Origin of the sequence: Streptomyces zingiberis, assembly GCF_012034935.1 — a bacterium.
GTDB classification, from domain to species: domain Bacteria; phylum Actinomycetota; class Actinomycetes; order Streptomycetales; family Streptomycetaceae; genus Streptomyces; species Streptomyces zingiberis.
In genome coordinates this window covers 57,246-74,471 of the sequence record NZ_JAATEN010000004.1, presented here as the reverse complement: position 1 = coordinate 74,471, position 17,226 = coordinate 57,246, and the positions used below count along the sequence as shown (strand labels likewise).

11 protein-coding genes are annotated in these 17,226 nt (G+C 76.0%); 7 read left to right on the top strand and 4 right to left on the bottom strand.

The window, feature by feature from the left end:
- The first annotated feature begins 291 nt into the window (after positions 1–291).
- A complete protein-coding gene (locus tag HCK00_RS06370) occupies positions 292–909 on the top strand; it encodes a YrhB domain-containing protein (RefSeq protein ID WP_168100796.1) in 618 nt (205 codons plus the stop codon).
- Between the two features lie 144 nt (positions 910–1,053).
- Here HCK00_RS06370 and HCK00_RS06365 read toward each other — a convergent pair whose 3' ends face one another.
- Positions 1,054–2,040 (bottom strand): NAD-dependent epimerase/dehydratase family protein, encoded by a 987-nt coding sequence (locus HCK00_RS06365; RefSeq protein WP_168100795.1) that lies wholly within the window; start codon positions 2,038–2,040, stop codon positions 1,054–1,056.
- A 144-nt stretch (positions 2,041–2,184) separates the two neighbouring features.
- On the opposite strand from HCK00_RS06365, the gene HCK00_RS06360 reads away from it, so the two are divergent.
- The 3 genes from HCK00_RS06360 to HCK00_RS06350 all read left to right on the top strand — a co-directional run bounded on the left by HCK00_RS06360 (position 2,185) and on the right by HCK00_RS06350 (position 8,953).
- Positions 2,185–3,534 (top strand): DUF4032 domain-containing protein, encoded by a 1,350-nt coding sequence (locus HCK00_RS06360; protein WP_168100794.1) that lies wholly within the window; start codon positions 2,185–2,187, stop codon positions 3,532–3,534.
- 167 nt (positions 3,535–3,701) lie between these two features.
- A complete protein-coding gene (locus HCK00_RS06355; RefSeq protein WP_168100793.1) occupies positions 3,702–6,596 on the top strand; it encodes a cation-translocating P-type ATPase in 2,895 nt (964 codons plus the stop codon).
- A 188-nt stretch (positions 6,597–6,784) separates the two neighbouring features.
- A complete protein-coding gene (locus HCK00_RS06350; protein ID WP_168100792.1) occupies positions 6,785–8,953 on the top strand; it encodes an MMPL family transporter in 2,169 nt (722 codons plus the stop codon).
- A 128-nt stretch (positions 8,954–9,081) separates the two neighbouring features.
- Here the strand turns inward: HCK00_RS06350 and HCK00_RS06345 are convergent, their stop codons facing one another.
- From HCK00_RS06345 to HCK00_RS27380, 3 genes are all read right to left on the bottom strand, one after another.
- A complete protein-coding gene (locus HCK00_RS06345; RefSeq protein WP_168100791.1) occupies positions 9,082–9,447 on the bottom strand; it encodes a DUF2795 domain-containing protein in 366 nt (121 codons plus the stop codon).
- 162 nt (positions 9,448–9,609) lie between these two features.
- Positions 9,610–10,176, bottom strand: a complete 567-nt coding sequence (locus HCK00_RS26840) for an MTB12 C-terminal domain-containing protein (RefSeq protein ID WP_206320015.1) — start codon at positions 10,174–10,176, stop codon at positions 9,610–9,612.
- A gap of 339 nt (positions 10,177–10,515) precedes the next feature.
- A complete protein-coding gene (locus HCK00_RS27380) occupies positions 10,516–13,350 on the bottom strand; it encodes a cation-translocating P-type ATPase (RefSeq protein WP_240965313.1) in 2,835 nt (944 codons plus the stop codon).
- Between the two features lie 468 nt (positions 13,351–13,818).
- On the opposite strand from HCK00_RS27380, the gene HCK00_RS06320 reads away from it, so the two are divergent.
- The 3 genes from HCK00_RS06320 (at position 13,819) to HCK00_RS06310 (ending at position 17,212) form a co-directional block, all read left to right on the top strand.
- Positions 13,819–14,694, top strand: coding sequence for a universal stress protein (locus HCK00_RS06320; protein ID WP_168100789.1), 876 nt, complete (start codon positions 13,819–13,821; stop codon positions 14,692–14,694).
- Positions 14,695–14,919: 225 nt separating this feature from the next.
- Positions 14,920–15,591: a helix-turn-helix domain-containing protein gene (locus HCK00_RS06315; protein WP_311765178.1), complete on the top strand. Its 672-nt coding sequence runs from the start codon at positions 14,920–14,922 to the stop codon at positions 15,589–15,591.
- 298 nt (positions 15,592–15,889) lie between these two features.
- Positions 15,890–17,212: a PP2C family protein-serine/threonine phosphatase gene (locus HCK00_RS06310; protein WP_168100788.1), complete on the top strand. Its 1,323-nt coding sequence runs from the start codon at positions 15,890–15,892 to the stop codon at positions 17,210–17,212.
- The last annotated feature ends 14 nt before the right edge of the window (positions 17,213–17,226 follow it).

Below are 17,226 nucleotides of genomic sequence, written 5' to 3'. Positions count from 1 at the left end.
CGGGTGTGCCGGGCGCGTGCGGGGCGTGCCGGGCCAGGGACCGGCGGGGCGGGGTGGGCCGTGGCGGACGCGCCGGTGATCAGGGTGGCACGCCCTGTTACCGCGAGTACCCCCGGGCACGGAAGGGACACTGCTTCTCCCTCGAATCACCCTGCGCAGATACTGGCGCGGAGTATGTACTCCAGGGCGGTCGTGTCCCTGGCCAAGAAGGTCCGTCAACCCCCTCGTACGTGCCCCTGGGCCGTGCGGGTTCGCTGGCCGGGAGAGGGGTCCGTGCGGGAAGCTGCCTGCGTGATCGAGCGAGAGGCCGCCGTTCAGGCGGTCGAGGACCAGCTGGAGCGCGACTGCCGGCGGTGGCGGGCCGCGGGTGTGGACGCCATGCGGATGGCCGTGGTCGGCGTCGAGGAACACGAGTTGGTGTGGATCGTCTCCTGGAACTCCGAGGAGTTCGTACGCACCGGGAACCCGGCGTCCATGCTGGCCGGTAACGGTCCGTACCTGGTCGACCGTGTCGACGGTGGACTGCACCGGATCGGCGCCGTCTCCGCGGTGACGGGGAAGTGGGAGGCCGACTATCGGGCCCGGATACGCGGGCTACCGGTGCGCACCGCAGTGGACGACCTGCACGACGCGCTGTGCGAAGTCGCCGCCGCGCGCGGACGCATGCACGCTGTGCGGGCGCTGCGCCAGAGGCTGCCCGTGCTCTCGCCCGCGGAGGCCATCGCATACGTGAGCGCCTTGCTGAACGGTGATCCACCCGCGCGCCTCGTGGCCGTCGCCGGCGAAGAACTCGTGGAGCCTCTCAACCCGGTGAATGCTGTGGAGACGATTCTGAGCGGGGCGGCCGTCCGAGCCGGTCGGAGAGCCGAGAGTTCTCGTCGGGTCATCTGCGAGCCATCGTTCCGGTGACCTCGAGAGCCCTTGCGCGGAGGTGAAGCCTCCCGGCTCACACGGCACGGAACCGGCCGGCGCCCCGAGCGGGCTCCGCCCCCTGCGGGCCCGCCCGCGGGCCGCCGGCGGCGGAGCCCGCGCCGGGGCGGCCGTCGCGTGCCGTCAGCCGAGGGCGGCGAGCAGTTCGCGTTCGCGGCGGGCTCCGAGCCCCGCGCGCCGCTCCCGGTCGAGGCCCCGCGCGCGTTCCCAGCGCAGCGTGTCGGCCAGCAGCTCCGCGCGGGGCCGGTGGCGCAGGCCGGCGGCGCGCGCCGCCGCGCCGGTGCGGGCCGAGAAACCCTCCCAGCCCGGCTCCGGATGCCACATCGGCAGCGAGCCGGGCCCCATGAACGGGGCCACGCCCCGCTCCCGCAGCCAGTCCGAGCCGGCGGTGACCACCGGGCCGGTGTGGCCGCCGGTCTCCCGGGAGAGCCCGATCCACTCCGCGAGCGGGAGGACCGGGCCGACGGCGTCGTACGCGCCGGTGGTCCCCGCGCCGGCGGCGTCGAGCAGCCAGGCGACGAGGTCCCGTACATCGACCGTCTGGGTCGGGAGCTCCAGTTCGTCCGGGACGAGCATCGGCCCGTGCGGGTCGCGCGCGGCACGGGCCACCCAGTAGCCGGTCCTGTCACTGTGGTCACCGGGGCCGCCGATGAGGCCGGCGCGGGCGATGAGGAGCCGGTCCCCCACGGCGTCCGCCGAGATCCGCTCGCAGGCGGCCTTCGCCTCGCCGTAGAGCGAGCGGTCCACCTCGCCCCGCTCGGTGGGGGCCAGGAGGGGCGCGGTCTCGTCGGCGCCCGGTTCCGCGTGTGAGGCGTAGACGCTGACGGAGGAGACGTAGGCCCAGTGCCGGGCCCGGCCGCCCAGCGCGTGGAGGGCGTCCCGGACGAAACCGGGCTGCCAGGAGACCTCGACGACGGCGTCCCAGTCGTGCCCCAGCAGCGGCCGGTACGCGCCGGGGTCGCGCCGGTCGGCGGCCACCAGCCGCGCCCCTGCCGTGACGTCCCCGCTCTCCCCGCGGGCCAGGCACGTCACCCGGTGCCCCCGCGCCACCGCCTCCCGCGCCACCTCGCGGCCCACCCACGCCGTCCCGCCCAGCACCAGAATGTCCATCCCGCCACCCCACCACGGCACCGGCCCGGCCCCGTACGGGTTTCGCCGTGGGCGGAGACCGCCTCCCGGGCCGTTCCCCGCCCTCCCGGCACCTCACCTCCCACCGCTGCCCAGCCCCGTGGCCGCCTGCCGCAGACTGTCCCCATGGAACTGCGCATCACCGCCACCTCGCCCGAGCACCCGGCCGCCCTGCTCGACCTGCCCTGGGACGTGCCGCTGGTGGACTGGCCGGAGTCGTGCCTGGTGGCGCTGCCGCGCGGGATCTCCCGTCACGTGGTGCGGTTCGCCCGCGCGGGCGAGGAGGTGGTGGCGGTGAAGGAGGTCGGCGAGTGGGCGGCCGTGCGCGAGTACGAGCTGCTGCGGGATCTGGACCGGCTGGCCGTCCCGGCCGTGGACGCCCTCGCGGTGGTGACGGGCCGGACGGACCCGCGCGGGGAACCGCTGGAGCCCGTCCTCATCACCCGCCACCTGGACGGCTCGCTGCCGTACCGCTCGATGTTCGAGACGACGATGCGGCCGAGCACCATCAACCGGCTGCTGGACGCGCTGGCCGTGCTGCTGGTCCGGCTCCACCTCGACGGCTTCGCCTGGGGCGACTGCTCGCTCTCCAACACCCTCTTCCGGCGCGACGCGGGCGCCTACGCCGCCTATCTGGTCGACGCGGAGACGGGGCAGCTCCAGCCCGGACTGAGCCGGGGCCAGCGGGAGTACGACCTGGAGGTCGCCCGGGTGAACATATCGGGCGAGCTGATGGACCTGGAGGCGGGCGGCTCGCTGCACCCGTCGGTGGACCCCGTGGAGTTCGGCACGGCCATCGCGGAGCGCTACGCCGAACTGTGGCACGAGCTGACCCGGCAGTCGGTGTACCCGCTGGCCAAGCGCCACTACATCGACCGGCGCATCCGCCGGCTCAACGAGCTCGGCTTCGACGTGGCGGAGATGCAGATCCAGGCCACTCCCGACGGCGACGCCGTGACGTTCCTGCCGAAGGTCGTCGACGCCGGCCACCACCAGCGGCAGCTGCTCCGCCTGACGGGGATGGACGCCGAGGAGAACCAGGCCCGCAGCCTCCTGCGGGATCTGGAGACGTGGATGATGACGCAGGAGGACTACGCGCCGGACGATCCGCTGGGCGCCCGCCCCGAGGTGCTGGCCCACCGCTGGGTGCGGGACGTCTTCCGGCCGACCGTCCGCCGGGTGCCCAAGGAACTCCGCGGCTCCGCGGACGTCGCGCAGATCTACCACGAACTGCTGGAGCACCGCTGGCTGATGTCGGAGCGGGCCGAGCGCGACGTGGGCCTGGACGCCACCGTCGAGGACTACCTCCGGACCGTGCTCCGCCCCCGCCTGGCCCGCGCCGCGGCGTCCGGGGCGGGCGGCGCGGCCGGGGAGGAGGCGGCGGAGGCGGAGGACGGCACCTCCGCGCCGGACACCGCTCCCGGCCTCGCGGAGGGCACGGTCCGACGGGGGCTGACAGGGCCCGACGGGGTCTGACGGAAGCAAGGGAGCCGCCACCCGGGCGCGCGGCACGGCGGGGCGCCCGCAGACAGCCGGGGGCGGGCGCCGGGCCTTCCCGCGCCCCGGTGACGCGGTGCGACGCCGGACGCGAGGAGAGAAGCACCTGACGGATTTGCACCTTTTACCCCGGTAGTCTCGGCGCGGTGAGAAACCGGCATGAGGCGCGGCTCCGGCCGCTCGGGCTGGATCCGGAGGAGGCGGCCGAGCGGCTCCTGCGCGATCTGCACAGCTCCGGCAAGGGACTGTCCACCGCGGAGGCACGGCGCCGTCTGGTGCAGTACGGGCGGAACGAGCTGCGGCGGCGGGGCGGACGCCGCTGGCCGAGGGAGCTGGCCCGGCAGTTCGTGCACCCGCTGGCCCTGCTGCTGTGGGTGGCCGCCGCCCTGCTGCTGATCGTCGGCTCACACGTGGTGGCCGGCGCGGTGGTGCTGATCATCCTGCTCAACGCGGGTTTCGCCTTCACCCAGGAGGTGCAGGCGGAGAAGGCGGTGGAGGCGCTGACGCGCTATCTGCCGCAGCGTTCCCGGGTGATCCGGGACGGCGAGCACGTGGACATCGACGCCGCCGAGCTGGTGCCCGGTGACGTCGTGGTCATCCGGCAGGGGGACCGCATCGCGGCGGACGTGCGGCTGCTGTCGGGCGCGATCGAGGCGGACATGTCGGCGCTGACCGGTGAGTCGGCGCCCTCCCTGCGGTCGGCCGCAGCCGTGGAGGTGGACGTGCCCGTGCTCCAGGCGCACGACCTCGTCTTCAGCGGCACCAACTGCACCGGCGGCGAGGCGCGGGGTGTCGTCTTCGCCACCGGCATGACCACCGAGCTGGGCCGGATCGCGGCGCTCTCCGAGCGGGTCGAGCAGGAGCCGAGCCCCATGGAGCAGCAGGTGCGCCGGGTGGCCTGGCTGATCGCCGCGGTGTCGATCGCGCTGGCGGCGGCGTTCATCCCGGTGGCCACCTTCGGCGGCCACCTGTCCCTGCTGAACGCGCTGGTCTTCGCGGCGGGGCTGCTCGCCGGGATGGTGCCCGAGGGCCTGCTGCCCGTGATCACCTTGGCGCTGGCCGTCGCCGTGAAGGGGCTGGCGGCCCGGGGGGCGCTGGTCAAGCGGCTGAGCGCCGTGGAGACCCTGGGTTCGACGGACGTCATCTGCACCGACAAGACCGGCACACTCACCGAGAACCGGATGCGCCCCACGGCCCTGTGGACCACGGCCGGGGTGATCGGCCTGACCGGCGGTGGGACCGGCGCGGACACCGGCGGTGAGACCGGCGCGGCCCCCGGGGAGCCCGGGAAGCAGGGCCCGCACACAGGGCCCACTGCCGCGCCGGACACCGCGCCTGACACCGCGCCTGACGGAGCGCCGGGCCCGGAGCCCGCACCGGAGGGAGCCCCCGATCCGGCGGCCCCGGTGGTCCAGGCGGCCGTCCGCACCGCCGCCGCCTGCAACAACGCGCGTCTCCAGCCGGGCGAAGAGCCGAGCGGCGACCCCACCGAGGTGGCCGTCCTGCTGGCCGCGCGGGAGCTGGGCGCCGATGTGGACGCGGGCCACCGGGAGAGCGCCCGCCGCTGGCAGCTCCACTTCGACCCGGAGCGGAAGCTGATGTCCACCGTCGACCGGCACGGCGACGAACTGACCGTGCACACCAAGGGCGCCCCCGAGGCCGTCCTCCGGCGGTGCGCCACCCTGCTCGACGCACAGGGCCGGCCGGCGGAGCTGGACGACGCCGCCCGGGAGCGTGTCACCGCCCGGGCGGACGCCTTCGCCCGGGACGGGCTGCGCGTGCTGGCGCTGGCCCGGCGCGCCCTGCCGGGGGACGGCGACCCGCCCCACGAACGGGAGGACGTCGAACGGGACCTCTGCCTCATCGGCCTGGTGGCCATGATCGACCCGCCGCGTCCCGAGGTGGAGGACGCCGTCGCGCACTGCCGCTCCGCCGGGATCCGCATCATCGTGATCACCGGGGACCATCCGCTGACGGCCGCCGCCGTCGCCCGCCGGGTGGGGATCACGGGCGAGCACCCCCGCGTCGTCACCGGGGCCGACCTGGACGAGCTGCACGAGCACCAGATCGGCGACCTGCTCCGGGCGGAACCGGAGATCATCTTCGCCCGCGCCTCGCCCGAGGCGAAGCTGCACATCGCCGACGCGCTGCGCGGCCAGGGCCACGTCGTCGCGATGACCGGCGACGGCGTCAACGACGCGCCGGCCCTGCACCGCGCGGACATCGGCGTGGCCATGGGCCGCTCGGGCACCGACGTCGCCCGCGAGGCCTCCACGATGGTGCTGACCGACGACAACTTCGCATCGATCGTCGAGGCCATCCGGGCGGGACGCCGCATCTACGACAACGTCCGCAAGTTCATCCTCTACATCTTCACCCACGCCACCCCCGAGGTCGTCCCCTTCCTCGTCTTCGCCCTCGGCGGCGGCGCCGTGCCCCTGCCGCTGACGATCCTCCAGCTCCTCGCCTTCGACGTGGGCAGCGAGACCCTGCCGGCGCTGGCGCTCAGCCGGGAGAAGGCCGAGCCCGGCATCATGAGCCGCGGCCCCAGGCCCCGCTCCGAGGGCGTCATCCGCGGCCCGATGCTGATCCGCGCCTGGCTCTTCCTCGGAGTGATCGTGGCCGCCCTGCAGATGGCCGGCTTCTTCTACGTCCTCCACCAGGCCGGCTGGCACCCCGGTGACGCCACCGGCGCCGGCAGCCCCCTGCACCACGCCTACCAGCAGGCCACGACGATGACCTTCCTCGGCATGATCGCCGGCCAGATCGGCACGGCCTTCGCCGTGCGCACCCAGCGGGCGTCACTGCGCTCCGTGGGGGTCTTCTCCAACCGCTATCTGCTGGCCGCCATCGGCGGCGCGATCGTCCTGGCGGCGCTCTTCGTCTACGCGCCGCCGTTCCAGGCGCTGCTGGGCACGGCGGCGCCGCCGGCGAGCGCGCTGGCGCTGCTGCCGGCCTACCCGCTGATCGTCTGGGGCGCGGACGAGCTGCGCCGTTTCCTGATCCGCCGGCGCGCGGCCCGCACGGGACGGGAGGGCTGACCGCGCGGGCCGCCACGGCTCCTCCGCATCCGATCCTCATGCGGCCCTCATGCGGACCCGGCCCGCGCGCATCCGGTCGCGGGCCGGGGGCCGAATCCCCTCCGTCCACGCACGTAGCGCAAGATCTGGGGCACGAGACACGAGACCGTGTGCTCAGCACCCGACCACGCACCTCGCCGAGGAGACCGATGCCGTCCACCCCACGGGCCGTCCGCTGGCTCGTACCCGCCTTGCTGCTCGTCGTCTGGCTGGGGGTCGGCGGCGCGTTCGGCCCCTACGCCGGCAAGCTCGGTGAGATCTCCACCAACGACCAGTCGGCGTTCCTGCCGCAGAGCGCCGAGTCGACCCAGGTGATCGACGAGCAGAAGGCGTTCCGGCAGACCAAGTCGCTGCCGGCCATCGTCGTCTGGACGGCCGACGAGGGGAAGATCACCCCGGACCAGCGGGAGGCCGCCACCCGCGCCCTGGCCTCCCTCTCCGGCAGCCCCGGCGTCAACGGGCGCGTCTCCCCCGCGGTGCCCTCCGAGGACGGCCGGGCCCTGCAGGGCGTCGTCCCGCTCGACGAGGGGCTGGGCGACGCGACCGAACCCACCCTGGACCGCGTCACGGCGGCGGCCGGCAAGGTGGAGGGCACGAGTGTCGCCCTCGCCGGTCCCGCCGCCACCCAGCAGGACCTCTCCAAGGCGTTCGCGGGCATCGACGGGCTGCTGCTCGGCGTGGCCCTCGGCGTGGTGCTGCTGATCCTGCTGCTCGTCTACCGCAGCGTGCTGCTGCCGCTGGCCATCATCCTCGGCGCGGTGTTCGCCCTCTCCCTGGCCTGCGGCATCGTCTACGCGCTCGCCCAGCGGGATCTGGTGCGGGTCGACGGGCAGGTCCAGGGCATCCTCTTCATCCTCGTCATCGGCGCCGCGACCGACTACGCGCTGCTGCTGTCGTCCCGGTTCCGCGAGGAACTCTCCCTGCACGGCGACCGGTTCACCGCCATGCGCTCCGCGGTGCGCCGCTCCGCCGGGGCCATCACCGCGAGCGCGGCCACCGTGGCGCTGGGGCTGCTCGCCCTGCTGCTCAGCGACCTCTCCAACAACCGGGCGCTCGGCCCGGTCGGCGCCATCGGCATCGTCTGCTCGGTGCTGTCCGCGCTGACGTTCCTGCCCGCCGCGCTGCTGCTGCTCGGCCGGTCCGCGTACTGGCCGGCCAAGCCGAAGGCCGTCGCGGACCCGGAGCACCCGGAGGCGGCGGAGAGCGGCATCTGGTCCACGGTCGCCGCTCGCGTGGACCGGGCGCCCCGGCGGATCTGGGCCGTCACCCTCGTGGTGCTCGCCGCATGCGCCGTCTTCGCCCCGCAGCTCAAGTCGCAGGGGGTGCCGCTGAGCGAGATCTTCGTCAACGACGCGCCGTCGGTCTCCGCCCAGGAGACGCTGAGCGAGCACTTCCCCGGCGGCACCGGCAACCCCGCCGTGATCATCACCGACGCGGACCGCGCGGCGGAGGTGGCCCGCGCGGTGCGGGACACCGAGGGGGTCTCCTCGGCGGCGCCCGTGACGGAGTCCGGCCGCCCCGGTGGCGGCGAACCCCTGGTCGTGGACGGCCGGGCGGAGATCAACGCCGTCCTCGCCGACGGTGCCGACAGCACCGCCGCCCGGGACACCGTGCAGCGGATACGGGACGCGGTGCACGCCGTGCCCGGCGCCGACGCCGTCGTCGGCGGCTACACCGCCCAGCAGTACGACACCCAGACCACGGCGCAGCGCGACCTGAAGGTGATCGTCCCGGTGGTGCTCGGCATCATCCTGCTGATCCTCATAGCGCTGCTGCGCTCGCTGCTGCTGCCCGTGCTGCTGGTGGCGACGGTGGCGCTCAACTACGCGGCGACGATCGGTGTGGCCTCCCTGGTCTTCGAGCATCTGCTCGGTTTCTCCGGGGTGGATCCCTCCGTGCCGCTCTACGGTTTCGTCTTCCTCGTCGCGCTCGGCGTGGACTACAACATCTTCCTGATGACCCGGGTCCGCGAGGAGGCGCAGCTGCGGGGCACCCGGTTCGGGGTCCGCAAGGGGCTCACGGCGACGGGCGGTGTGATCACCTCGGCCGGCGTGGTGCTGGCCGCGACCTTCGCCGCGCTGGTGGTCATCCCGCTGGCCTTCCTGGTGCAGATCGCGTTCATCGTCGCCTTCGGCGTGCTGCTGGACACCCTGGTGGTCCGCTCGCTGCTGGTGCCCGCCCTCGTCCGGGACATCGGCCCGGCCGTGTGGTGGCCCAGCTCCCTGCGTCACGACCGGGCGGCGGAACCGGGCGGTCCGGGGGACGCGGCCGTGGCGGCCGGTCCCGGGGGCGCCGGGCCGTCCCGCCCGACGGCCTGAGCAGCGGGACGGCAGGCCCGGGGGCACGGGGCGCCCCGCGTCACCCGGTCCGGTCCAGGGTCCGGGCCGGGTTCCGGGGCCCACCGGGCCGCCGGTCCCTCCCCGCGGTGCTCAGGGGCCGCGCCGCCTCAGGGATGGCGCGGCCCCTGCCGCGGCCCGGTGCCGGGCAGCCGCCGCGGATGCTCGAGCTCCTCTTCGACGGGCGGCTTCGGCGCGTCCCGCAGATACCGCGCGAGGTGCCGCTTGCCGCCCCGCCGGGCCTGCGCGCCCCGCTGCCCCGGGCTGTGGCCGAGATCGGAGTCCGGGTCGACGCGCACGGAACGCGCCACCTGCTCGCGGTTGTCGTACCGCTCCGCCGGGATGCCCCGCAACGCGGCGATCTCCTGCTCGGACGCCCCGCCCTCCCGCGCGGCGTGGATCAGCTCGTCCTTGCCGGCGGGGAAGTCGACATCCTTGATCGCGTGCAGGACCCGCGGAACGCTGGTGTGCGCCATGGCTCACTCCTTGCCGCTGCTCGGTGAGACGGCGCCGTGGCTCCGCTGCGGCACGGCGCGCGACGGCGACGGCGGGCCCGCAGGTCCCCGTGCCGCGTTCCGGGTTCCCGGACGAAGGGGATGAAACCGCCGCTCAGGGGCGGTGGGGTGCGCGGCCGCGTCTCAGCAGGCCACGGCCTTGGGCACGTCGGATCCGTAATCCGCCAGGTCGCAGAGCGTGCGGAGCGAGATCTTCCAGTCACCGCCCTGCCGTACGGACTCCCCCGGCTTCTCCGGCCGGATCGACTCGCCGCCACCGCGCAGCGTGTAGCCGACCTGTGCCTCCCGCGCCGAGGTGAAGTCCACCGACTCCACATGGACCCGCAGCTCCTTGGCGCGGTCGTCGTCGGCGAACCCCTGGATCATCAGCTCGTACTGGCCGCCGTCCTCCACCAGGCCGGTCTTGTCCTCCGGGGACAGCCCGTGGTCGAAGAGCCCCTGCCACGCCGCGCGGATGTCGCTCTCCGCCCGCTCCGGGTCCTTGGGGGCGGTGGCGGTGGGGGTGGGCGAGGAGGAGGGCGACGTGCTCGGCGCGGGGGTGGTGGCCGCCGACTCCACCGTCTCGCTCGCGGAGGGGGACGCAGTCGGTTCCCCGTCGCCCTCGCCGCCCCCGGACCCGCAGGCGGCAGCCCCGAACAGCACGGCCGCGGCGGCCAGCAGCGCCGCCGGGCCGCGTGGAGCAGAAGTCATGGTCCTCACCCTCCGGTCTTCGCCTCGCGCACGGCCTCTTGACTGATCTACCCGCCCGCGCGGGCATCCACCGCACAGGGAGGGCCGGCCCGCCCGGGCGGCCCCGGTCCCGCCCACCGGCACGGCCGGGCCGGGCCGCGTTCCCTCGCCGCGGGTCCGGGGCGGGGCGCACGGGAGGACGGACGACGCACGCTACCCGCCCGCCTCTCCCCGGCGCCCGCACCGGCGGCGCCGGGCGCGCCGTGCGGACCGGCCGTCCCGCGGCGGTGACCACCGGAAGGACGTCCGCCCCGGCCCGGCACGGACGGGCCCCGCCTCCGTGCCCGGCCGGGGCGGACGTCACCGGCCGGGGCCCGCCGGTTCCTCCGGTGCGCCCCGGTGTGCCGTCAGGCGGGACTGGAGGCGCATCGCGCCGTAGCCGAGGGCGGCGAGGGCGCAGCCGATGGCCAGGTCGGCGGGGGCCAGGGGCTGGGTGCCCAGGAGTTTCTGCAGCGGCGGCAGGTAGACGCCCGCGATCTGGAGCAGCAGTGCGGTGGCCACGCCGATCAGCAGGAAGGGGTTGGCCAGGGTGCCCGGGCGGGCGCGGGAGGCCAGGCCGACACCGAGCTGGGTGGCGCCGAGCACGAGGAAGATCATCGTCTGCCAGGGCCGTCCCGTCGCGTGGGCCCAGACCCCCACCCCCAGCGACGCCGCGGCGATGACCGCCCCGAGCACCAGGACACGCGGCCACAGCCCGGCGCCGAGCACGCTCTCCTCCGGGGGCCGTGGCGGGCGCCGCATCGTCTCGGGGGCCACCGGTTCCGCGCCCAGCGCTACCCCGGGCAGTCCGTGGGTGAGCAGGTTGACCCAGAGGATCTGGGCCGGGAGCAGCGGCAGCGGCATACCGAGGAACGGGCCGAGCAGCATCACCAGGATCTCCGCCAGGCCGCCCGCGAGACCGTAGAGCAGGAAGCGGCGGACGTTGGCGTAGACCCGGCGGCCCTCCTCGACGGCGGCCTCCACCGTGCCCAGGTCGTCGTCGGCCAGCACCAGGTCGGCCGCCTGACGCGCCACCTCGGTACCGCGCCGGCCCATGGCCACACCGATGTCGGCGCGGTGCAGCGCGGGGCCGTCGTTGACGCCGTCACCGGTCATGGCGACGACGTGCCCGGCGCCTCGCCAGGCCTCCACGATGTCGAGCTTCTGTTCGGGGCCGATGCGGGCGAAGACCCGGGGGACGGTGAGATCGCCGGCGGAACCGTCCCGGACGCGGTCCCCCGTGGTCACCGCCTCGCCGCCGTCCTCCGTGATCCCCAGCCGCCGGGCGACGACCCCGGCGGTCAGCGGGTGGTCCCCCGTGATCAGAACGGGGACGATGCCGGCCCGGCGCACCGACGCCACCGTGGCGGCCGCCGCCTCGCGCGGCGGGTCCAGCAGCCCGGCCAGCCCCAGCAGGGTGAGCCCGGACTCCCAGTCCCCGCCCGGCGGCGGGGGCTCCGCGCGGTCGGCGGCGGCGACGGCCAGCACCCGGTAGCCCTCGCCGGCGAGCCGCCGGGCGGCCTCGGACGCCCCGCCGCGGGACGGCCCGTCCGCGTCGAGGACCTCCGGGAGGAGCACCGCCTCGGGCGCACCCTTGCAGATGACGCGGAGACCGCCGCCGGGCCGGCGGTGCACGGTGGTCATCCGCGCGCGCTCACTGCTGAAGGGCACCTCGTCACTGCGGGGCCAGTCGTGGCGGAGCGCCGCCTCGTCCAGGCCCAGGCGTGCGGCGGCGGCGAGGAGGGCCGCCTCGGTGGGGTCGCCGAGGGCGTGCCACTCCCCCGGTGGGTCGCCGCCCTTCCGTCCCGGCGTGGCGGCGTGCCGCTCCCCCGGGGCGCCGGGTCCCGCTCCCGTGGCGCCGCCCCGGCCGTCCCCGCCGTCCCCGCCGTCCCCGCCGTCCCCGCCGCCGGGTCCGCCGTCATGGCCGGTCACGCCGCGCCCACCTCCCCGGGCGGGTCCGCCGACTCCGCTCCCCGTACCGTCCGCGGCCCCCGCGCCACCGCCCCGGTGGTCCTCGCCGGCCTCCGGGGGCTGGAGCGACGCGTCGTTGCACAGCACGGCGGCGGTGAGCAGCGCGGCGACGTCCGGCGCCGTCTCCGGGCGCAGCGCGGTGCCCGCGCGCTCCACCCGGCCCACGGGCGCGTAACCGCTGCCGGAGACCTCCGCCGTGCCCCGCGGGGTCCACAGCCGCCGGACCGCCATCCGGCCCTCGGTGAGGGTGCCCGTCTTGTCGGTGGCGATCACCGTCACCGAGCCCAGGGTCTCCACCGCGGGCAGCCGCCGCACGATCGCGTTGCGCTCCGCCATGCGCCGCGCTCCCAGCGCCAGCCCCAGCGTCACCACGGCCGGCAGCGACTCGGGCACGGCCGCGACGACGAGGCTGACCGCCGTCACCGCCATCAGCTCCAGCGGCTGCCCGCGCACCAGGCCGATCACCGCGACCGCCACGCAGAGCACCACGGCGGCCCCCGCGAGCACCCGCCCGAAACCGGCCAGCCTGCGCTGCAGCGGGGTGGCGCCCGGACGGGTCGTCATCAGGGCGGCGATCCGGCCGGTGGCGCTGTCCGCGCCGGTCGCGGTGGTGACGAACCGCCCCCGGCCGCGCACCACGACGGTGCCCGCCGACACCGAGGGCGCCGGCCCGCCCTCCGGCACGGGTTTGCCCACCGGCTCCGGCTCCCCGGTCAGCGAGGATTCATCGACCAGCAGCCCGGCCTCCTCCAGCAGACGGCCGTCGGCGGGCACGATGTCGCCCTCGCCCAGCAGCACCAGATCCCCCGGCACCACCTCCGGCGCGGGCACCTGCCGCTCACGCCCGCCGCGCACCACCCGCGCCATGGGCGCGCTCAGCTCCCGCAGCGCCATGACGGCCTTCTCCGCGCGGACCTCCTGCGCCACCCCGACGGCCGAGTTGGCCACCACGACGAGGGAGATGATCGCGGTGTCGAGGAGGTCGCCGGTGGCGACGGTCAGCACGATGGCCGCGAGCAGCACGAGGATCAGCGGGTCCCGCAGCTGCGCGGCGATCCGGCGCCACAGGGGGGTGGCCCGGCCGGTGGCGACGACGTTGGGACCGTACCGCTCCAGACGGGCGGCCGCCTCCTCGGCCGTCAGCCCGTCCGCGGACGGCGCCCCCGGGCCCTCCTGCCTCACCATGGCCGCAGCCTCCACCGGGGGCGGGACCTCCGCAAACGGCGGGGTCCGGGGCCCCGGGGCGGCACGGTGGCGGCGGGCCGGGCCCGCCCGGGGGAGCGGGCTCCGCGCGGGTCACCTGTGCGGTTGCCGCCGGGAGGGCGAGGGCACATCGTGGAAGCGTGGCGCCGGGCCGGGACACGGGGCGGACCCCGGCTCCCCCGCGAACCACCGAGCGGCCGGTTCGCGGGGGTCCCCACGGCGAGCCGCGCGCCGGCCTGGGCAGTGGGGTGGGCCGGCACGGCCCGCGGGCCCCGGAACCGCGGCGGGCCGCAGCCCCGGACCGTGGGGGCGGGCGCTCCCCCGTCCCGCGGGCCACGAAGCCGCGAGCCACGGGCCCGGAATCGGAGCGGCGCCCGCCGCCCGTCCCGCTCCACCCGGTGACAAGGCCCCTCCCGGCCCGGCCGAGCCCCGAGCGAAGAGGTGACCCGCATGGCGACCGACACCCCCGGAGCCCCCGTGGTGGTGGCCGTGGACGGCTCCCCGGCCGCGCTGGAGGCCGTGGACACCGCCGCCGGGGAGGCCCGCCTCCGGAACCGCCCGCTGCGGGTGGTGCACGCCTTCGTCTGGCCGTCGACGCGCATGCCGCTGGGCGCGGTCGAGGGCGATCTGCGCTACGAGGCCGACGGGATCGTCGAGGAGGCGCTGCGGCGGGCCCGGGCGGCGGGCCCCGTCCCGGAGGCCGGCGGCGCGGTCGTGACGGGCGACGCGCTCAGCGTTCTCGAACAGGAGTCCAGAAGTGCCGCGCTGATGGTGGTCGGCAGCCGGGGCCTGGGCACCTTCTCCCGGCTGCTGCTCGGCTCGGTGGCCGGCCAGCTCGCCGCGCACAGTCACGCCCCGGTGCTGGTCGTCCGCGGCCGGGTGGCCGCCGAGGGGCCGGTGGTGGTGGGTGCCGACGGCTCCCCGGCGGGTGACGGCGCGATCGGCTTCGCCTTCGCGGAGGCCGCGGCACGGGAGACGCGGCTGGTGGCGGTACACGCCTGGTCCGACTGGGCCGACCCCGTCCCACCACCCCCGGACAAGGCGGCCCCCTACGCCTACGCGCCCGGAATGCTCCAGGACGACGAGGAACGGCTGCTGGCCGAGGCGCTGGCCGGCCGGCGCGAACGGTATCCGGACGTGCCCGTGGAACCGCGGGTGGTGCGGGGCCGGGCGCGTGAGGTGCTGGTCGAGGCGAGCGAGGCGGCCGGGCTGCTGGTCCTCGGCGCGCGCGGCCGGGGCGGCATGAGGGGGATGCTGCTCGGCTCCGTCAGCCAGGCCCTGCTCCGGCACGCCCACGCCCCGGTGGCCGTCGTCCGCTCCCCCTGACGGCCGGGCGGCCCGGGGCCACGCGCCGCTCACGGCCCCGTGCCCGGCCCCGCCCCGCGCGCCGCCACCGCCACCACCACCGCCACCGCCACCGCCACGCGCACAACCCTGCCCGCCGTCCCGCCCGTCACGTCCCCCTCCGGCGCCTCCGGCAGGCGGAATCGGGCCGGCCGGACCACCCTGGAAGCGGGGGCCGCGCCCGGACCCAGGGGAAGGACCACGACCGTGGCGGAGAACGGACCCGTGCAGCACGCCCCCGACCCGGGGGACATCGGACGGCGTATCCGCCTCCGGCGGACGCAGCTGGGCCTGTCCCGCGAGGAGGCCGCGGCGCGCGCGGGCATGGCGCCCGGCTACCTCGCCTACCTGGAGGAGCACGCGGCCGACCCCAGCGCCCCCGGCATCGTCCGGCTGGCGGGCGCCCTGGGAACCTCGGCGGACACGCTGCGCGGCGCCGGGACGGACCGGCCGCCCGGCCGGGGCCGGGCCGCCGCCCATCCCCGGCTGGTGCCGCTCGACGCGGAGGAGTGCTGGTCGCTGCTCGCCTCGCACGGCGTGGGCCGCCTCGGGGTGTCCCTCGCGGACGATCATCCCGCCGTCGTACCGCTCAACTACCTCGTCGACCAGGGCAGGATCGCCTACCGCACGGCGCCCGGGACCGTGCTCGCCCGGGCGGCGGGCCACCAGGTCGCGTTCGAGGTGGACCAGGTGGACGAGGCGATGAGCCGTGGCTGGAGCGTGCTCGCCGTGGGCCGGGCGCACCACGTCACCGACACCGGGGCCGTGGGACGGCTGGCGGGACTCACCCGGGCGGAGCCGTGGGCGGGCGGCGTGCGGGACTTCTGGGTGCTCATCGAGCCCGAGCAGCTCTCCGGCCGCCGCATCGACACCGGCTGAGCCCGGCCCGTGGCTCGGGAGCGCCGGGCGCGACCCGGGAGCGGCCGGGCAGGGACCGGGAGCACGGTGAGCACCCGTGGCCCTGACCTGACCTGGCCCGACGGACGGGGGCCGGCCGGCGGCAGCCGCCCCCCACGCCACGTCCCAGCGCGTCACCTCCCGCCACGTCGCGGTTCGCTGTCATGCGTGATCAAATATGCCCTTCGGGGCTTTTCGCCCCTACGGTGCGGCGCGTCCGGCGCGCACACCGGGGCGGCGGCTCCGGCACACCACCGCCACCGGGAGAAGAACGGCAGTCATGGAGCACGAGCAGCGGACCCCCTCCGGCCCCGGTGACCGCGCCGAGGAGCTCTCGGAGGTGTCCCAGCAGCTCCAGCAGCTCACCGAGGCCCAGAGCCGCCTGCAGAGCCTGCTGGACGCGGTCCTCAACGTCAGCCGTGAACTGGACCTGCCGGTCGTCCTGCGGAACATCGTCACCACCGCCATGGAACTGGTCCGGGCCCGCTACGGAGCCCTCGGCGTCCTGGACGAGAGCGGCGAGGGACTGTCGGAGTTCATCCCCGTCGGGCTGGACGAGGGCGAGTACCGGGCGCTGCAAGGTGTCGAACTGCCACACGGCCGCGGGCTGCTGGGGCATCTGATCCACTGCCCGGAGCCCTTGCGGGTGGAGCACATCCCGGCCCACCCGGAGTCGGTCGGCTTCCCTTCGGGGCATCCGCCCATGCGCACCCTGCTGGGGGTGGCCATCACCGTGCGGGGCCGCATCTACGGCAATCTCTACCTCGCCGACCGGCTCGACCACGAACCGTTCGACCGGCACGACGAGTCGGTGGTCGTCGCGCTCGCCGGCGCGGCGGGCGTCGCCATCGAGAACGCGCGCCTGTTCGAGCGGACCCGGGGCAGCGCCGAGCGTTTCCAGCGGCTGCTGCTGCCCAGGCTGCCCGACCTGGCCCCGTTCTCCGGGTCCGCCGCCTACCGCCCCTCCACGGAGCGCGATCTGGACCCCGGCCAGGTGGGCGGCGACTGGTACGACGCCCTGCCGCTGCCGGACGGCTCCTGCGCCATGGTGATCGGCGATGTCGTCGGCCACGACCTGATCGCGGCGGCCGCCATGGCGCAGACCCGCAACATGCTGCGCGCCCTGCTCTACGACCGGCGGACCGGCCCGGGCGCCGTCCTCGCGCGGCTCGACCGGACGCTGCACGCCGTCACGGAGAACCCGGTCACCACCGCCTGTCTGGCCCGGGTGGAGCCCTCGCGGGACGGCGCGCCGTGGACGCTGCACTGGTCCACCGCGGGCCATCCCCCGCCGCTGGTCCTCACGCCCGGCGGGGAGACCCGCTATCTCAGCGGCGAACCCGGCCTGCCCCTCGGCGTGGACCTCCGCCTCCCCCGCCCCGACCACACCGACCGGGTGGCGCCCGGATCCACGCTCGTCCTCTTCACCGACGGTCTCGTCGAGCACCGGGACCACCCGGTCGACCACGGGCTGGCCGCCCTCGCCCGCACCGCCGCCGCCCACGCCGCCGAACCCCTGGACGACCTCGTCCGCGTCCTGGCCGACGAGCACCCGGGCGACGGCCACGACGACATGGCGGTCCTGGCGATCCGCCTCCCTTGAGACGGCGCCGCCCC